The following is a 15858-nucleotide window of genomic DNA, read 5'->3' on the forward strand; positions in this document are numbered from 1 at the left end:
GGTTGACAGAGAATCTATTATCTGAGAATGACAGCGACACGCGCGGAATGTCAACATAGCGGCACACGCTTTCCCGACACGACGCTCGTCCGATCTGCCGACGCCGTCGCCCCGACCGGCGCCCGCGGTGCAGCAGCACCGGCCACGTCCACCACTGCCGCCGCCGCACCGACCCGGTCGACGACCACGGGTGGGCGCGGGCACCGCCCGGGGCGGAAGGCCGGAGCGCTCGTGACCACCGTCGACGGCCGCCTCGCGGTGTACGTCGAGCGCGGGGGCAAGTCCGTCCTGACCTTCACCGACGACCCGGCGGACCTCGCGGTCGCGGCACGCTCCATCGCGGCGACCGTGCGGAGCGGCCTGCGGAAGCTCTCGGTCGAACGGGTGGACGGCGACTTCGTGTTGGAGACGCCGCTCGGGTCGGCGCTGCGCGAGGCGGGGTTCACGGCGACCCCGCAGGGACTGCGGCTGCGTGTCTGAGGCGACCAGGGCCTCCCGGCCGCGTCCCCGTGGCCGAGCCCGCGGCCGTGCCCGTGCCTGTGACCGGAACGCGGCACGGGCAGGCGGACGAACCGGAGCGGGAGCGGAGGTGCACCGTGCCCGAGGGTGACACCGTCTTCCGCGCCGCCCGGCGCCTGCACACCGCGCTCGCGGGCAAGGTCCTGACCCGCTCGGACTTCCGCGTCCCCGCGTTCGCGACGCTCGACCTGGTCGGCCGCACGGTCGACGAGGTCGTGCCACGCGGCAAGCACCTGCTGCACCGCATCGGCGACCTGACCGTGCACTCGCACCTGAAGATGGAGGGCCGCTGGGACGTCTACGCCCCCGGTGAGCGGTGGCGGCGACCGGCGCACCAGGCTCGCGTGGTGCTCGACGCCGCGGACGTCTCGACCGTCGGGTTCACCCTCGGGGTGCTCGAGGTCGTCCCGCGCGACCAGGAGTCCGAGGTGGTCGGGCACCTCGGCCCCGACCTGCTCGGCCCCGACTGGGACGCCGACCGGGCGCTCGAGAACCTGACGGCCGACCCGGAGCGGCCGATCGGACTCGCGCTGCTCGACCAGCGGGTGCTGGCCGGACTCGGCAACGTGTACCGGAACGAGCTCTGCTTCCTGCGCGGGGTGCTGCCGACGCGACCCGTGGGACAGGTACCCGACCCCGCGCGGGCGATCGCGCTGTCGCACCGGCTCATCACGATGAACCGTGACCGCAGCAACCGCGTCACGACCGGGGTCGACCGGCCCGGGCGTCGGTTCTGGGTCTACGGCCGTGCCGGCAAGCCCTGCCTGCGGTGCGGGACGCCCGTGCGGCGGGGTGAGCTCGGCGACTCGGAGCTCACGCTGCGGGACACCTACTGGTGCCCGCGCTGCCAGACCTGACGCGGGCGCGACTCAGCGGTCGGCGGCCTCGACGGCGCAGCTCTCGGCGCGCTTCGCGGCGTCGGAGTCCGCGCTGAACGAGCTCGGCGCCGGTGACGCCGACCGCGACTCGTCCGAGGTTGCGTCCTTCGCGGTCTGGTTGACGGCGTAGATCGTGCCGTCCCAGTCCTGGGCCGTCGGGTCGGTCTCCGTCGCCCAGATGGTCAGCTCGTCGTCGTTCGCGTCCTTGCTGTCCGACGGCACGATCGACGCCGCGAGGTACCAGCCGCCGTCGCCCTTCGCGACGTCGGCGAAGTCCGTGGTGTCGTGCGGGCCGACGGCGGTGCCGATGGCGTCCACGGCGTTGCTCGACGCGACGGCGCACTCGGCCGACTGCGACTTCTGCTCGTCGCCCGGGACCTTGCCGACCGGGTCGATGTTCTGGGCGCCGCCCGGGTCGCACGCCGTCAGGAGCAGGGCGAGGGTGGCAGCGCCGAGCAGCGCGGTGGCGGTCTTGGCTCGCGTGGTCATGGCGTGGACGGTAGGCCGCGGTCCCCGTGCAGGACCCCAGGGCGTCCGGGAAGCGAACGACGACGGGCGGCACCGCGGTCCGGAGACCGCCGTGTCGCCCGTCGAGGGGATGCGAGGACCGGCCGCTACGACCGGTCCCGCGTCATGATCCACGCGAGCAGGTACGACCGCGTGTTCGCCGAGTCGATGACCGCGTCCGGCAGCTGCTCGGCGTCGCGCAGTGCCGCCGCCGCGTCGGCCTTCCCGCCGAGGGCCCGGTACATGAGCAGGTAGTCGCCGAACTGCACGCCGTAGCGGCCGTCCGGCACGGCCTCGTCGAGCACCCGCTGGATCTGCTGCCGTCCGCCCGCGTCGACGTACTCGCCCGCCATCGCCGGCATCGGGATGAGTTCGATCCCCGCCGGTGCAGCGGCCGCCGCACTGAACCACGTGGCGTGGTCGCGCTTCCCGCCCCACGTCAGCGAGACGACCCGGTGCGTGAAGCCCGGGAACGCCGACAGGTCGGGATCGAGCACGTCACGCTGCGCCGAGGCGGCCTCGTTCGACAGCAGCCAGGTGCCGGTCGACTCGAGCGTCGACGACCCGGACACGGCACCCCAGCGGGCGAGGCCGTTCCACGCGGACACCGCCTCGGACGACGACTCCTGGTTGTTGCCGTCGGCGAAGGGCGAGTAGCCGGACGCCCAGGAGTGCTGCGCGTACGGGTCGTAGACACGGAGCGCGGGGAACGACGCGGTCGCGGTCGGCGAGGCGATGTCCGCCGCGACGAGGTCCGCGACGGTGCGCCACTTCCGGACGAGGGACGCGTCGCCGTCGGCCACCATCGCGGCGGCGGACAGCACGTACCCGTAGTGGAAGTGGTGGTCGTTGAACTCGTCGGACCCGAACGACGCCTGCTGCCCGACGAGCCCGTGGACCTCCGGGTCGTGGGCGAAGCACCGGGCGGTCCTGCCACCGCACCCGGCCGGGTCGAACCACTGGTCGAGCTCGGCGACGACGGACGTCTTCAGCGCTGCGGCCTGGTCGTCGAGCCCGAGTGCGACGGCGAGCCGGTACAGCGTCGCGACGCGGTACAGGTCCTTGCCGCCGCCGTACGAGTCCGCGGCGTACGACGACGCGTCCACACCGGCTGCGTCCTGCCGCACCTGGGCGGCGAGGGTGTCCCGCTGGCCGTCGGTCAGGCCGGACAGGTCGAGCCGGTCGGACGGCTCGACGGTGTCCACGCCGAAGCGCAGCGCCGTCCCGGTGCAGACGGGCGCCGGACCCATCAGGGTCGCCACGTGCATGTCGGAGCACGTCAGCCCCTGTGTCCCCTGCCCGGGCTGCGGGACGAGCACGCCGGCACCGCCGTCGAAGTCGTACGACAGCGTGGTGCGCTGGGACCCGCCGGTCGCGCTGCGCTCCAGCGAGGTGCCGGAGAGCGGCCGTGCGGCCTCGACGAGCCGGCTGACCTCGGACGACGACGCACCGTCGGGCGTCGGCAGGAGCACCACCGACCCGCCGCTGCGCAGGGTCACGCCAACCCGGGAGACCGAGCCGTCGCGCACGACGACCTGCCAGGTCCGGCCACCGCCGGACATCGTCGCCGTGCCGTCACCGGTCGGGTCGAGCGACGACGTGCCGGTCAGGGTCTGGTCGCGGTCCGCGGTGTAGGTCACGAGGGGCGAGCCCTCGGCGACGACCGAGTGCCCGAGCACGGTGTCGCCGTCGCGGTGCTCGACGGTCACCGAGACCGCGTCGTACGCCGACACGACCGTGCTCGTCGCCCCGAGGTCGAAGCCGACCTGCGGCACGGCACCGCCGGCGATCGTCTTCTCCGTCGCGGTCACGTCCGGCAGTCCGGCCGCGAAGCCGTGGTCCGTGACCTGCCACGAGATCGGCGTCGGGAACACCGGTTGCGGCGCGTCGCCGAACACCAGGCCGGAGAACCACCGGTTCGTCGGCGGGGTGAGTCCCTCCACCAGGCGCATCGTGCCGACCGTGGACGACGCGACGTCACCCAGGGCGGCGACCGCGCGCGCCTGGGCCGCCGAGTCGGTCGCGGTGGCCGACGGGGTCGGGTGGTCCGCGCCTCCCGTCCCGGTGCACGCGCTCAGCAGCAGGGCGACGGACGCCACCAGGGGGACGGCCAGGAGCAGCGGTCGGGAGGCCCGGCGTGCGCCCGAAGGGCGGCCGTCGGTGTGCAGGTGGTGCCGCACCGGCTACAGCCCGATCTGACGCGAGAAGTCGCGGACGGCGTCGGTGACGCCCGCCAGCGTGCCGTCGTCGCGCAGGTGCAGGGTCGCGTCGACCGGCGTTCCGGGGCTCGTGATGCCCGACGACGGCGAGGCCGACAGCTCGGGGCTCTCGACGTCGACGGTGGTCTTCGCCTTGCCGGCGTCGTTCGTCTCCACGCTCACGTTCTTCACGGTGCCGGTGATCGTGCGGTCGTCGGGCAGCCGGAGCTCGACCTCGGCGCCGTTCTGGATCCGGCCGTAGTCGCGCGGGGTGACCGTGAACTCCGACGTGACGAACAGGCTGTCCTGCTTGTGGATGGTGCCGAGCTCGGAACCCGCCTGCACGTACCCGCCGGTCTTCACGTCGACCTTCGCGACGGTGCCGGAGACCTCGGCCTTGAACGTGATGAACCCGTCCTCGCCGATGTCGTACGCGCTCGTCTGCGTGTCCGCGCCGACGACGCCCTTCCGGATGTCCTGGGCGAGCTGCAGGCTCTGCACCTGCAGGAGCTTCTCGCCCTTGGTGACGGAGTCGCCCTCCTGGACGTACTCCTCGGTGACCGTGCCGCCGTAGTCGGTGCCCACGGCGTACTCCTGCGCGGCGATCGCGGCCGAGGTGCTGGCCACGGCGCTCTGCCGCTGGTTGAAGACGAGCGTGCACGCGGCGACGATCACCAGGACGACGACGAGGCCGCCGAACAGTCGGAGTCGGTTGGTCCAGGTCATGCGCGGGGTCCGTCCTGCATCTGCATCGCGACGCCGGCGATCGCGACGCCGGCGATCGCGGCGCGCTGGGGTTCGAGGGTGTCGGGTCGGACGACGGTCGTCCGGACCGGGCTGGCCGGCGCCTGCGCGAGCAGTGCCGCCGGACGGGCCGGTTCGCCGCGGTCACGCGCACGGTCGGCCACGCGGTTCCGGGCCTGCTCGCGGAACGCCGCGACGATGAAGGCGAGGAAGACCAGGGTGTTCGTGATGTTCCAGGCCGTCGCGAGCGTGAACTGGCCGTTGCCGGTGTCGCGCCAGACCGCCACGACGCTCGTCAGGGCGAGGAACACGAAGACGAGCACCTGCGGGACGATGAAGTTGAACGGCGACGGTGTCCGGCCGCGGTCCGCACCCGTGACGTGCCAGGCCTGCTCCTTGCCGCACAGGACGTTCCAGAGCGCGCTCGCGTAGATCGGGAACGACACGGCGGCGAGCAGGAGCGTCTCGTAGCGGAAGGAGCCGAGCGCGTAGAAGGCCAGGACGACCTGCATGAGGTAGAAGCCGAGGTAGAACAGCACCCACTCACCGGCACCGATCGACAGGTTCATCGGGCGCAGGTCGAAGAAGATCTCGAGCGGCGGCACCAGGAGCAGCAGGCCCGGGACGATGCCCGTCAGGTAGAAGCTCGCGGTGACCAGGTACTGCAGTCGCTGGTCCATGGTCAGGCGGTGCTTCGGGTTGAACGGGAAGTGCGTCAGCAGGATCTCGAACCCGCCGGTCGCCCAGCGCAGCTGCTGCTTCGTGAAGCCCTCGATCGTCTCGGGAGCGTCGCCGACGGCCAGGGTCATCGGGATGAACACCGACTTCCAGCCGCGTTCGTGCAGCATCAGGCTGGTCCAGACGTCCTCGGACTTCGAGTCGGTGTGCATGCCGCCGATGTCGTCGATCGCGCTGCGGCGGAAGATGACGTTGGTACCGACGCAGAAGGCCGCGTTGAAGCGGTTCCGGCCGGGCTGGATGAACTTGTAGAACACCGTCTGCATGTAGCCGGCGCCGCGGGACACCAGGTTGTGCAGGTTGCCGTAGGTCTGCGGCGTCTGCACGAAGGCGATGGTGTCGTCCGCGAAGAACGGCACGGTCTCGAACAGGAACTCCGGCTCGGGGACGAAGTCGGCGTCGAACACGGCGTAGTAGTCGCCCTTGGCCAGGGTCAGGGCGTGGTTGATGTTGCCGGCCTTGGCGCCGTGCGACGACAGGCGGCGGACGTACCGCGCGCCGAGCTGGGCGGCGAGCGCCTGCACGTCGTCGTTCCGACCGTCGTCGAGCACCCAGGTCCGGTGCTCGCCGCGCATCGCGACCGCTGCCCGGACGGTGGCCGCGATCTTCGACAGCTCCTCGCCGTAGACCGTGATGAACACGTCGACCTCGACCCGGCGCCCACGCACGTGCATCGGCCAGCGGTGCGGCTGGTCGGTGAGCCCGTCGCGCTCGATCGTGTCCCGGTCGAACAGGGTGTCCTGCGTGTGGTGGAACGCGAAGTCCCGGGGGTCGGCGCCGCCGGACAGGATCGTCCACATCGACAGCAGCGCCTGGCCGACCAGCACGCTCTCCGCGATGATCACCAGGCCGTACGGCAGGAGGTCGCCGCGGTTCGCCGGGTCGAGGAGGAACACCGCGTAGGCCATCACGCCCAGGGTCGCGACGAGCACGATGAGCACCATGACGGGGCTGTGCGCGCGGCTCTCCGACCGGGGTCGCGCGTGCTGGACCTGCTCGGTCAGCCGGCCTCGGCGCGCAGGCTCCGGGTCACGGGGGGTGAGCTGCGGCGGGAGCAGCTGCGGCTGCGGTCGCTGCTGCTGGACGGGCCGGGCCACGTCGGAGGACTGCGGTGGCGCGCTCCGGCGGTGCTGCGGAGCACTGGCGTCCGGGCGCGAGCGACGGACGTCCGTGGGTGCGGACATGAGGATCTCCTGTCGGGTCGGGAGAGACTCACGGCCCACAGGCAGGGACGCCGACGGGTCGCGAGACGGGCGTCGGCGACTGTGGCGACATGGGCCGGACCGTTCGGGGGTCCGGCTCGGCGGCGGGACCAGGGATCCTGCGCCGGGGAGGTCGCGACCGAGGGTGCGGTCGCGGAGTTCGGTGTGTCGAGAGCGGTCGTGCGACGACGGCCCGTGCCGTCGGTCGTCAGCGACACTACGACCCGCTCGACGCGCTCGTGTGTCCGTCCCGTGAATCCCGCAGGACCCCGCCGCTTCTTGCGGTTTCCCGCATCTCGGCGGTGCGGGGTCGGGGTGACGACGGCTCCCCGGCCCGCTCCCCCTCCCGCCCTCCCGCTTCCGCGAAACGCAACGAAGGCGGCTGCTCGCAGCGGTACAGCGCTGCGAGCAACCGCCGGGGTTGCGTTCTGCGAGAGGGGTCGGGGGGATCAGGCGGCGGAGCGCTCGGCGGCCGGACGACGGCGGAGCTCGGGTCGCAGGAGCGCGGGCGGCTGGTACTGCTGGTCGAGCCGCGTGACGTCGGTGCCCGGCGGGACGATCGCGTCGATGCGGTCGAGCACCTCGTCGGAGAGCGCGACGTCGGCCGCCGCCAGCAGGTCGTCGAGCTGCTCCGTCGACCGCGGTCCGATCAGCGCACTGGTGACGCCGGGGTGCGCGATCGCGAAGGCGAGGGCGAGGTGGGTCGTGGGGATGCCGGTCTCCTCGGCCAGGGCGACGACCTGCTCCACGGCGTCGATCCGCCGGTCGTCCTGGTCGTGGCGGAACATGCCCGCCCGCGACAGGTCGTTCTGCTGTCCCCGACGGAAGCGCCCGGTCAGCATGCCGCCGGCGAGCGGACTCCACACCAGCGTTCCCATGCCGTAGCGCTGGGCGACCGGCAGGACCTCGCGCTCGATGCCGCGGCTGAGGATCGAGTAGGTCGGCTGCTCGGACCGGAAGCGCTCGAGGCCGCGGCGCTCGGAGGTCCACTGCGCCTCGACCTGCATCGATGCGGGGAAGTCCGACGAGCCGATGGCCCGGACCTTGCCGCTCCGGACGAGGTCGGTGAGTGCGGACAGGGTCTCCTCGAGGTCCACGGTGTCGTCGGGGCGGTGCGCCTGGTACAGGTCGATGTGGTCGGTCTGCAGGCGGCGGAGCGAGTCCTCCACCGCGCGCATGATCCACCGGCGGGAGTTGCCGCGGCGGTTCGGGTCGTCCCCCATCGGTCCGTTGAACTTCGTGGCGAGGACGACGTCGTCGCGCCGGCCCTTGATCGCCTTGCCGACGAGGACCTCGGACCCGCCCTGCGAGTAGCGGTCGGCGGTGTCGATGACGTTGATGCCGGCGTCGAGCGCGCGGTGCACGATGCGGATCGAGTCCTGCTCGTCGCCGTTGCCGATGCGACCGTCGGTGCCGAGCATCATGGCGCCGAGCGCGAAGGGGCTGACCTGGATGCCGGTGCGGCCGAGGGTGCGGTACTGCATGGTGGTGCCTCCTGTCGGTGGCGTCCCGCGGCCGGTCGTCGTAGGCTGGCGCGAAGCGGAACGCTCTTCCGCAACGATACGGAACGCCGTTCCGTTTCCGCAAGCCCCCACCGCGATCCCGTTCGGAGGAACCGTGCGCGCCGATGCCCGCCGCAATCTCGACGCCCTGGTCGACGCTGCCCGCCAGGTGTTCGCCGACCAGGGCGTCGACGCTCCCGCCAAGGTGATCGCCGACCTCGCCGGCGTCGGTGTCGGCACGCTCTACCGCCACTTCCCCCAGCGCTCCGACCTGGTGGTCGCGGTGTTCCAGCAGGCCGTCGAGGAGTGCGCCGACGCCGCCGCGGACCTCGCCGACCACCACGAGCCGGACGAGGCCCTCGCGCTCTGGCTCCAGCGGTTCACCGGGTTCGTCGCGACGAAGCGCGGGCTCGCCGCCGCGCTCCAGTCCGGTGATCCGGCGTTCGAGGGACTCCACCCCTGGTTCATCGGCCGACTCGGCGGGGCGCTGACCGGTCTGCTCGACGCGGCCTCGGCAGCAGGGACCATCCGTAACGACATCGACGCCACGCAGCTGCTCCGCGCGGTCGCCGACCTCTGCCACGGGGCGCCGACGACCGAGCAGAGCCAGCAGCTGGTCGGGCTGCTCGTCGACGGGCTGCGCTGGCGGGCGACCGTCTGACCCGGCACCGCCGGCGGGATCCGCGGCCCGCTGGGAGGGGCGGGGAGCGTCCGCGGTCAGCCCGGCTGGTGCAACCGCTCGCGCGCGGTGGCCCGCACGGCCTCGGTCACCCGTTCGAGCAGCGGTGACGCCAGGTTCCACCGCTGCCACCACAGCGCCACGTCGGCCCGGCGCCCGGGCGTCAGCTCGACGAGCGCACCGCTGCGCAGGCCGTCGAGGCACTGGGCCTCGGGCAGCATGCCCCACCCGAAGCCGAGCGACACCGCGCGCGCGAAGTCCGCCGAGGTCGGGACGAAGTGTCGCGGCCCACGAGGGGCGTGCCCGAGGACCCGGCGGAGGTACCCCTGCTGCAGGTCGTCGTCGCGGTCGTAGTCGACGAGCGGGACGGCGTCCAACCGCACCGTCATCTGCCGCTCCGACGCCGCTCCGGCCAGGTACCGGTCGACGAAGGCGGGCGAGGCGACGGCCCGGTAACGGTCGATGCCGAGCGGCACGGACGAGCAGCCCTGCACGGGGTCGGCCTCGGCGGTGACCGCGGCCATCACCGTGCCGGCGCGCAGGAGCTCGGCGGTGCGGTCCTGGTCCTCGCGGTGCAGGTCGAACACGACCTCGGTGTCCGCCCGGACGAGGGCGAGGGCGTCGAGGAACCACGTGCCGAGCGTGTCCGCGTTCACCGCGAGCGGGATCGACGGCACGACGGGGGCGTCGGCGTCCCCGCCCGTGCCGAGCGCCCGGGCTGTCTCGTCCTCGAGGAGCCTGACCTGCCGCGCGTGCCGGAGCACCACCGCGCCGTCGGCTGTCGGCGCGACGGGTGTCGTGCGCTGGAGCAGGACCCGTCCGAGCTGCTGCTCCATCGCCTTGATCCGTTGCGACACTGCGGACGGCGTGATCGCGAGCGCCCGGGCCGCTGCGTCGAGGGTGCCGTGGTCGACCGCGGCGAGGAGCGTCTCGAGGTGGTCCCGCTGCAGACGGAGCATGCAGCAGAGCTTACGGTGCTGCAGGAACGTGAGCTGGCCTGAACCCGGCGTGACTCCTAGCGTCGGGAGCGTGACCGCGCTCCTCCCCCTGCTCTCCGGCCTCGGCACCGGACTCGCCCTGATCGTCGCGATCGGCGTGCAGAACGCGTACCTGCTCCGCCTCGCGGTCACCGCGCCGGTGCGCGTCGTCGCCGCCGCGGTCGCCGTCTGCGCCGTGTCGGACGCGGTGCTCATCGTCGCCGGGGTGCTCGGCGTCGGGGTGGTCGTCGAACGGTTCCCCGTCGCGCTCGTGGTGGTGCGGTTCGTCGGCGCGGCGTTCCTCGTCGTGTACGGGGTGCTCGCGGCCCGACGGGCGTTCCTTCCCACCGGGGAGGCCATGGCGGTCGAGCAGGACGCGGCGGACGACGGTGTGGTGGTCCCGGCGACGGCTGCACCGGCGGGACGGGCGGAGGAGGAGCCTCCCGGCCGGAGCTCGACGCCCGCGGTCGCGACCCGGACCGCCTCCGCGGCACGCGCGGTCCCGACGCTCGGCGCGGCCGTCGCGACGATGCTCGTGTTCACGTGGGCGAACCCGCACGTGTACCTCGACACGCTCGTGTTCCTCGGCTCGGTGGCGAACCAGCAGGGCGTCGACGACCGCTGGTGGTGGACCGTGGGCGCGGTCGCCGCGAGCTGCCTCTGGTTCGGCGCACTCGGGTTCGGGGGACGGCTGCTCCGCCCGCTGTTCGCGAAGCCGCTCACGTGGCGGGTCTTCGACGGGCTCGTCGCCGTCGTGATGCTGTCCTTCGGTGTCGCACTCGCCGTCGGGGCCTAGCGGCGCGGTCCGTGCCGAACCAGGAAACCGACGTCGAACCAGCCCGCTGAGCTGGTTCGACGTCGGTTCCGTGGTTCCTCGGGAGCGGAGCCCGCCGCTACTGCAGGCCCTTGCCCACCCGGCTGTTGCGTCGGCTGTACCCGAAGTAGATCGCGAACCCGATCGCCAGCCACACGATGAAGCGCAGCCAGGTCTCGACCTCGAGGTTGAGCATCAGCCAGAAGCAGAGCACCGCCGAGAGGATCGGCAGCACCGGCACCCACGGCACCCGGAAGGCACGGGGTGCGTCCGGGCGGGTCTTGCGCAGCACCACGATGCCGATCGACACGAGCACGAACGCCGAGAGCGTGCCGATGTTGATCATGCCCTCGAGGCGCTCCACCGCGGTGAAGCCGGCGATGAACGCCACGACGACACCGGCGACGACCTGCACCCGCACGGGCGTCTGCGTCTTCGGGTTCGTCTTCGAGAACCAGCGCGGCAGCAGTCCGTCGCGGCTCATCGAGAACACGATGCGCGACAGGCCGAGCAGCAGGACCATGACGACCGTCGTCAGGCCGATCAGCGACCCGATGGCGATGATGCCGGCCGCCCACGGCAGCCCGACGATGTCGAACGCCGACGCGAGGGACGGCGCTTCCTCGTCGGCGAGGCGCTGGTACGACACCATGCCGGTGATGACGATGCTGACGCCGATGTAGAGCAGCGTGACGATGCCGAGTCCGATGAAGATGCCACGAGGCAGGGTCTTCTGCGGGTTCTCGGTCTCCTCGGCACTCGTCGCGACGACGTCGAACCCGATGAACGCGAAGAACACGAGCGAGGCCGCGGCGAGCAGGCCGAAGACGCCGTACTGTGCCGGTGCCTGACCGGTGACGAACGACACGAGCGACTGGGTCAGGACGCCGCCCTCGGCACCCTTGGACGGCTCCGCCGGCGGGACGAACGGCGCGAAGTTCGCCGCCTTGACGAAGAACGCACCGGCGACGATGACGAAGACGACGATCGCGACCTTGATGACCGTGATGACGGCCGAGACCCGCGACGACAGACGCGTCCCGAACGCGAGCAGCAGCGTGAAGACGCCGACGATGAGGACCGGGCCCCACGTGAAGCCGATCGGACCGAGCTGGATCGTGTCGGGGACGTCGATGCCGAAGACCCCGAACGCGGTGCTCAGGTAGATGCCCCAGTACTTCGCGATGACGGCGCTCGCGGTCAGGGTCTCGAGGATGAGGTCCCATCCGACGATCCACGCGAGCAGCTCGCCCATCGTGGCGTAGGTGAAGGTGTACGCGGAGCCGGCGACCGGGATGGTCGAGGCGAACTCGGCGTAGCACATGATGGCGAGGCCGCACGTGACGGCGGCGAGCAGGAACGAGATGATGACGCTCGGCCCGGCGAAGTTCGCAGCGGCGTTCGCGCCGACCGAGAAGATGCCGGCGCCGACGGCGACCGCGATGCCCATCGCGGCGATGTCGAACGTCTTGAGGGACCGCTTGAGCGAGCGGCCCTTCTCCTCGGAGTCGGCGAGGGAGGCCTCGATCGACTTGATGCGGAGCGGTGATGCCATGGGGGTTCCCGTCAAACGGCTGGCGGTGGACCCCGTGAGGGTACTGGTGTACCACCCCGGCTCGCAAACGGCGCCGCCCCGTCGTGCGTCCCAGCAGCACCAGCCGTCCGGACGGGAGGCACGGTGTCCGTCCGCCCCGGTCGTCGCCCGCGCAGCGGTGCGGGTCAGGCCCCGTGGCGCCAGTCGGCCAGGAAGCGCGCGCCCGCCTCGTCGTGGATGATCCCGTCGGGAGCGGTGAGCACCGGGTACGGCGTCGCCGGCACCCCGTCCGACGGCCGGACGTCCACGTGCGCGACGTCGTGCCCGTTGGCGTGCAGCCAGTCAGCCATCGCGTAGTCGCTCCGGGAGTCGCCGACGGTCCGCCAGGTCACCGGGAGCTCCCCGTCCTGCGCGAGCAGCTCGAGGGCACGCTCGGCCCCCATGTCCTTCCCGGACCGGTCCGACTCGACGTCGGTGGAGATGATCGTCGGGTCGACCCGCCACTGCACGGCACCGTCGGCGTCGGGCCGGACGTCGTCGAGCCGGCGGACACCGAGCCCGCGCCGCTCGAGCGCCGCCATCGCCTTCGCGTCGAACTCGGCCTGGCGGGCGAGGTACGCGGCGTTCGACACCTCCACGCGCTGCTCGATCGACACCATCGCGTGCTTCGTCTCGTCGAAGAACACCAGGTCGGCGTACTCGTCACGGACCAGGTCGCGCATCTCGTCGGCGAAGTCCCGCGGGAGCGCGAGGTCCTCGGCGATCACCAGGTCGCTCATCCCGCCGTCGTACTGCGGGCCGATCGAGCACCAGACGGCACCCTTCTCGCACACCGCGTGGACACGGCCACCCTCGGCGAGCCCTCCGGCGACGAGCGGACCGACGACCTGCTCGCGGATGAACGCGTCGCTGCGGCCCGTGTTGAAGACGATCGGGACGCCCTCGGCGGCGAGCGCGACGAGGTCGGCCACGATCGAGGGGATCGCGATCGTGCGGGTCACGGGGCTGGCGATGGGTCCGTCGACGTCGAGCAGCAGGCCGAGGCGGGGAGCAGTCACGTCCTCATCCTCTCGCATGCGCGCTGCCCGCCAGTCCGCTCGGGAATCGGGGCTCGGGCGGTCGGGTCACTCGGGCGCCGGGAGCCCGACGAACCGGTCGACCAGGTGACGGAGCACGCTGGGCTCCGGTACGTGCCCCTGACCCGGGACGACGAGGTGCCGCGCACCGGGCACCGCCTCGGCGAGTGCGACCGAGGCCTGCCGCATCCACTCCGCTCCGCGGTCGCCGGAGGCCACGAGCACCGGCACGCCGACCGATGCGGCCACCCGCTCGGGCACGGAGAGGCCGTTGAGCACCCGGACGTCCCGGGCGAGCACGTGGGCATCGGCCAGGAGCGACCGCCAGAGGCCGGGCTTGAGACGGGCCGCCGTGATGTGCGGGATCGGGACGCCGAGCACCCGCGACAGGAACGCCCGCACCGCCTGGGCGCGGCGTCCGGCTGCGACGTGTCCGTCGAGGAAGTCCGCGAACAGCACGTCGTCGCCCTGCGGGTCGACCGAGGCGCGGTACGGCGGCTCCCAGAGCACCGCGCGACCGAACGGCACGCCGGTTGCGAGGCCACGCAGCACCACGCCGGCACCGACGCACCACCCCACGGCGTCGACCGGGCCACCGACCGAGGCCGTGACCGCGGCCAGGTCCTCGACCTCGCGCTGGACCGACCACGGTGCCGTGTCCCCGCTCGCGCCCCGACCACGTCGGTCGTACGTGACGACCCGGTAGCGGTCGTGGAGCGCGGCGACGATCCGGTCGGTCGCCGGGCTGCCGTGGTGGTCCCACGCGCCGCCGACCAGCACCAGGGCGGGCCCGGAGCCGCTCTCGGCGACCGCGAGCACCGTGCCGTCCGCGGACACGACCGTGCGGTCGACGTGCCCGGGGTCGCGCCCGAGATCGTGCCCGGGACCTCCGGGTGGACGCTCGGGTGACCGCCGGGGCGGCTGTCCGGGCGGAGCGTGCTGGTCGGCGGGCATGGGTCCTTCCGAGGTGGGCGACGGCGCTGCGCCGGGTCCTGCGGACGGACCGTGCGGGTCGGTACCCAGAGCATGACAGTCCGGGCCGTGAGCGTCACCACCCGCAACCAGGGGGAGCGCTCCACGTTCCCTGTGCAACCTGCTCGGACAGCCCGGCTCGGTGCGGGTTGCCGGACCGACTCAGACCAGTGCGGTCACGCCGACCGACTCACGCTCCAGCAGGGACCGCTTGACGTCGAGGCCCCAGGCGAAGCCGCCGAGCGTCCCGTCGGACCGCAGCACCCGATGACAGGGCACGAACAGCGCCGGGGCGTTGCGGGCGCAGACGCTCGCTGCCGCGCGGACGGCCTCCGGTCGTCCCATGGCCGCCGCGAGCTCGGTGTACGTCAGGACGGTGCCGGCCGGGATCGCGCGGAGCTGCCGCCAGCCCTCCGTGAAGAGTTCGGTGCCGTGCTGGCGGACCGGGACCCGCATCGCCGCCTCGACCTCGCCCGCGTAGAAGGCCTCGACCGCCTCGGCAGCGCGCACCCGGCCGTCGGTCAGCCGACGGGGGCGGTGCCGATCGGCCAGCCGCGCGAGCAGCCGGGCGGAGTCGTCGGTCCACCCCGACGCGAGCACGTGACCCTCGACGTCCTCGAGCACGGTGAACGGGCCGTCGGGGGTGTCGAGCGTCTGGATGGTCGCAGCGGGCTCGGGCAGCCCGGGTCCGGACACTCCGGGGGCGGTCGCGGTCGCGTCGGATGCGACCACGTCGGGTCCGGTCGTCGTGGGGTCGGTCATGGGGTCTCCTCCTGGTGGTCCGTCGCGGCGGCCGCCTCCGCCGCCGCGCTCGCGCGGTCGACGATCGGACGCCAGCAGTGCATCGTCAGGTAGCTCCGCCACGGCGCCACCTGCTCCGACCGTAGGGACAGCTCGCGGGCGGCACCGGGCAGTCCGAGTTCCTGTGCACCGTTCCGCACGGCGAGGTCGCTGTGCAGGAACACGTCCGGGTGGTGTCGGACCCGGAGGGCCACGTAGTCGGCCGTCCAGGGTCCGATGCCCTTCACCGCCAGGAGCCCGGCGCGCAGCTCCGCGAGGGACTGTCCCGCGTCGACGACGAGCGACCCCTCGGCGAGCGCCACGGCGACGCGCAGGATCGTGTCCACCCGCGCCGCAGGTCCCCGCAGGACCTCGTGCCCGCGGGCCGCGATCGACGCGGCGGTCGGGAACAGCAGCCCGTCCTCGGCCAGGCCGGGGTCGACGGGCTCCCCCAGTGCCGCCACGAGCCGGGTCTGCGCGGTGCGGGCAGCGGCCACGGAGACCTGCTGCCCGATCAGGGTGCGGACGACGATCTCGTGCGCGTCCACGGCACCGGGCAGGCGGATGCCCGGGACCCGCGCCACCGCCGGGGCGAGCACCGGGTCCGCGGCGAGGACGGCGTCGACCGCCTCGGGGTCGGCGTCGAGGTCGAACAGGGCCCGCACCCGCGCCACCAGGGTCGGCAGGTCGGAGAGCGTCGTGAGCCGGACCCGCAGGGCGACCCCGACGCGCCCCGCG

The 15858-nt window shown here is 72.8% G+C and carries 15 protein-coding genes; 4 read left to right on the plus strand and 11 right to left on the minus strand.

All coding sequences use genetic code 11. The features are described from left to right. Window positions 1-231: 231 nt before the first annotated feature. Together D8M35_RS11580 and D8M35_RS11585 are read left to right on the plus strand one after the other, a co-directional pair. Entirely contained in the window at window positions 232-480 is a 249-nt protein-coding gene (locus D8M35_RS11580) for a hypothetical protein (RefSeq protein WP_194074874.1), read from the plus strand. 116 nt (window positions 481-596) lie between these two features. Beyond that, window positions 597-1376 carry an Fpg/Nei family DNA glycosylase gene (locus tag D8M35_RS11585; RefSeq protein WP_126892006.1) on the plus strand — a complete coding sequence of 260 codons (780 nt, stop codon included), beginning with the start codon at window positions 597-599 and terminating at the stop codon, window positions 1374-1376. Between the two features lie 12 nt (window positions 1377-1388). Here the strand turns inward: D8M35_RS11585 and D8M35_RS16415 are convergent, their stop codons facing one another. The 5 genes from D8M35_RS16415 to D8M35_RS11605 all read right to left on the minus strand — a co-directional run bounded on the left by D8M35_RS16415 (window position 1389) and on the right by D8M35_RS11605 (window position 8270). Continuing rightward, on the minus strand, window positions 1389-1886 hold the full coding sequence (locus D8M35_RS16415) for a hypothetical protein (RefSeq protein ID WP_153257445.1): 498 nt from the start codon (window positions 1884-1886) through the stop codon (window positions 1389-1391). A 125-nt stretch (window positions 1887-2011) separates the two neighbouring features. Beyond that, on the minus strand, window positions 2012-4003 hold the full coding sequence (locus D8M35_RS11590) for a glycosyl hydrolase (protein ID WP_161972650.1): 1992 nt from the start codon (window positions 4001-4003) through the stop codon (window positions 2012-2014). 84 nt (window positions 4004-4087) lie between these two features. Then, window positions 4088-4828: an HlyD family efflux transporter periplasmic adaptor subunit gene (locus tag D8M35_RS11595; RefSeq protein ID WP_126892008.1), complete on the minus strand. Its 741-nt coding sequence runs from the start codon at window positions 4826-4828 to the stop codon at window positions 4088-4090. Next, window positions 4825-6768 (minus strand): glycosyltransferase, encoded by a 1944-nt coding sequence (locus D8M35_RS11600; protein ID WP_238638208.1) that lies wholly within the window; start codon window positions 6766-6768, stop codon window positions 4825-4827. The genes D8M35_RS11595 and D8M35_RS11600 overlap by 4 nt, the downstream gene beginning before the upstream one ends. 467 nt (window positions 6769-7235) lie before the next feature. Beyond that, window positions 7236-8270: an aldo/keto reductase gene (locus D8M35_RS11605; RefSeq protein ID WP_126892009.1), complete on the minus strand. Its 1035-nt coding sequence runs from the start codon at window positions 8268-8270 to the stop codon at window positions 7236-7238. Between the two features lie 133 nt (window positions 8271-8403). On the opposite strand from D8M35_RS11605, the gene D8M35_RS11610 reads away from it, so the two are divergent. Next, window positions 8404-8949: a TetR/AcrR family transcriptional regulator gene (locus tag D8M35_RS11610; RefSeq protein WP_126892010.1), complete on the plus strand. Its 546-nt coding sequence runs from the start codon at window positions 8404-8406 to the stop codon at window positions 8947-8949. Between the two features lie 56 nt (window positions 8950-9005). Here the strand turns inward: D8M35_RS11610 and D8M35_RS11615 are convergent, their stop codons facing one another. Beyond that, window positions 9006-9926 (minus strand): LysR family transcriptional regulator ArgP, encoded by a 921-nt coding sequence (locus D8M35_RS11615; RefSeq protein WP_126892011.1) that lies wholly within the window; start codon window positions 9924-9926, stop codon window positions 9006-9008. Between the two features lie 70 nt (window positions 9927-9996). Here D8M35_RS11615 and D8M35_RS11620 point away from each other — a divergent pair, with 70 nt between their 5' ends. Next, complete coding sequence (locus tag D8M35_RS11620) at window positions 9997-10740, plus strand: LysE/ArgO family amino acid transporter (protein WP_238638209.1); 744 nt, start codon at window positions 9997-9999, stop codon at window positions 10738-10740. A 97-nt stretch (window positions 10741-10837) separates the two neighbouring features. Here D8M35_RS11620 and D8M35_RS11625 read toward each other — a convergent pair whose 3' ends face one another. From D8M35_RS11625 to D8M35_RS11645, 5 genes are all read right to left on the minus strand, one after another. Continuing rightward, window positions 10838-12313, minus strand: a complete 1476-nt coding sequence (locus D8M35_RS11625) for an APC family permease (protein ID WP_126892013.1) — start codon at window positions 12311-12313, stop codon at window positions 10838-10840. Between the two features lie 164 nt (window positions 12314-12477). Beyond that, entirely contained in the window at window positions 12478-13350 is an 873-nt protein-coding gene (locus tag D8M35_RS11630; RefSeq protein ID WP_238638210.1) for a hypothetical protein, read from the minus strand. 66 nt (window positions 13351-13416) lie between these two features. Further along, the gene (locus D8M35_RS11635; protein WP_161972651.1) at window positions 13417-14205 is read right to left on the minus strand and encodes an alpha/beta fold hydrolase; all 789 of its coding nucleotides are present in this window, start codon (window positions 14203-14205) and stop codon (window positions 13417-13419) included. A gap of 297 nt (window positions 14206-14502) precedes the next feature. After that, window positions 14503-15102 (minus strand): methylated-DNA--[protein]-cysteine S-methyltransferase, encoded by a 600-nt coding sequence (locus tag D8M35_RS11640; RefSeq protein WP_126892016.1) that lies wholly within the window; start codon window positions 15100-15102, stop codon window positions 14503-14505. After that, window positions 15099-15858 (minus strand): DNA-3-methyladenine glycosylase (locus D8M35_RS11645; RefSeq protein WP_148113363.1); only part of this gene is annotated, 760 nt, incomplete at its 5' end. The genes D8M35_RS11640 and D8M35_RS11645, both read right to left, overlap by 4 nt.

It is taken from the genome of Curtobacterium sp. HSID17257, from assembly GCF_003989515.1.
Lineage (GTDB): Bacteria > Actinomycetota > Actinomycetes > Actinomycetales > Microbacteriaceae > Curtobacterium.

Coding starts and splice junctions, on each gene's coding strand:
- D8M35_RS11595 (WP_126892008.1), bottom strand. CDS start 4,828: ATGACCTGGACCAACCGACTCCGACTGTTCGGCGGCCTCGTCGTCGTC.
- D8M35_RS11625 (WP_126892013.1), bottom strand. CDS start 12,313: ATGGCATCACCGCTCCGCATCAAGTCGATCGAGGCCTCCCTCGCCGAC.
- D8M35_RS11605 (WP_126892009.1), bottom strand. CDS start 8,270: ATGCAGTACCGCACCCTCGGCCGCACCGGCATCCAGGTCAGCCCCTTC.
- D8M35_RS11600 (WP_238638208.1), bottom strand. CDS start 6,768: ATGTCCGCACCCACGGACGTCCGTCGCTCGCGCCCGGACGCCAGTGCT.
- D8M35_RS11640 (WP_126892016.1), bottom strand. CDS start 15,102: ATGACCGACCCCACGACGACCGGACCCGACGTGGTCGCATCCGACGCG.
- D8M35_RS16415 (WP_153257445.1), bottom strand. CDS start 1,886: ATGACCACGCGAGCCAAGACCGCCACCGCGCTGCTCGGCGCTGCCACC.
- D8M35_RS11615 (WP_126892011.1), bottom strand. CDS start 9,926: ATGCTCCGTCTGCAGCGGGACCACCTCGAGACGCTCCTCGCCGCGGTC.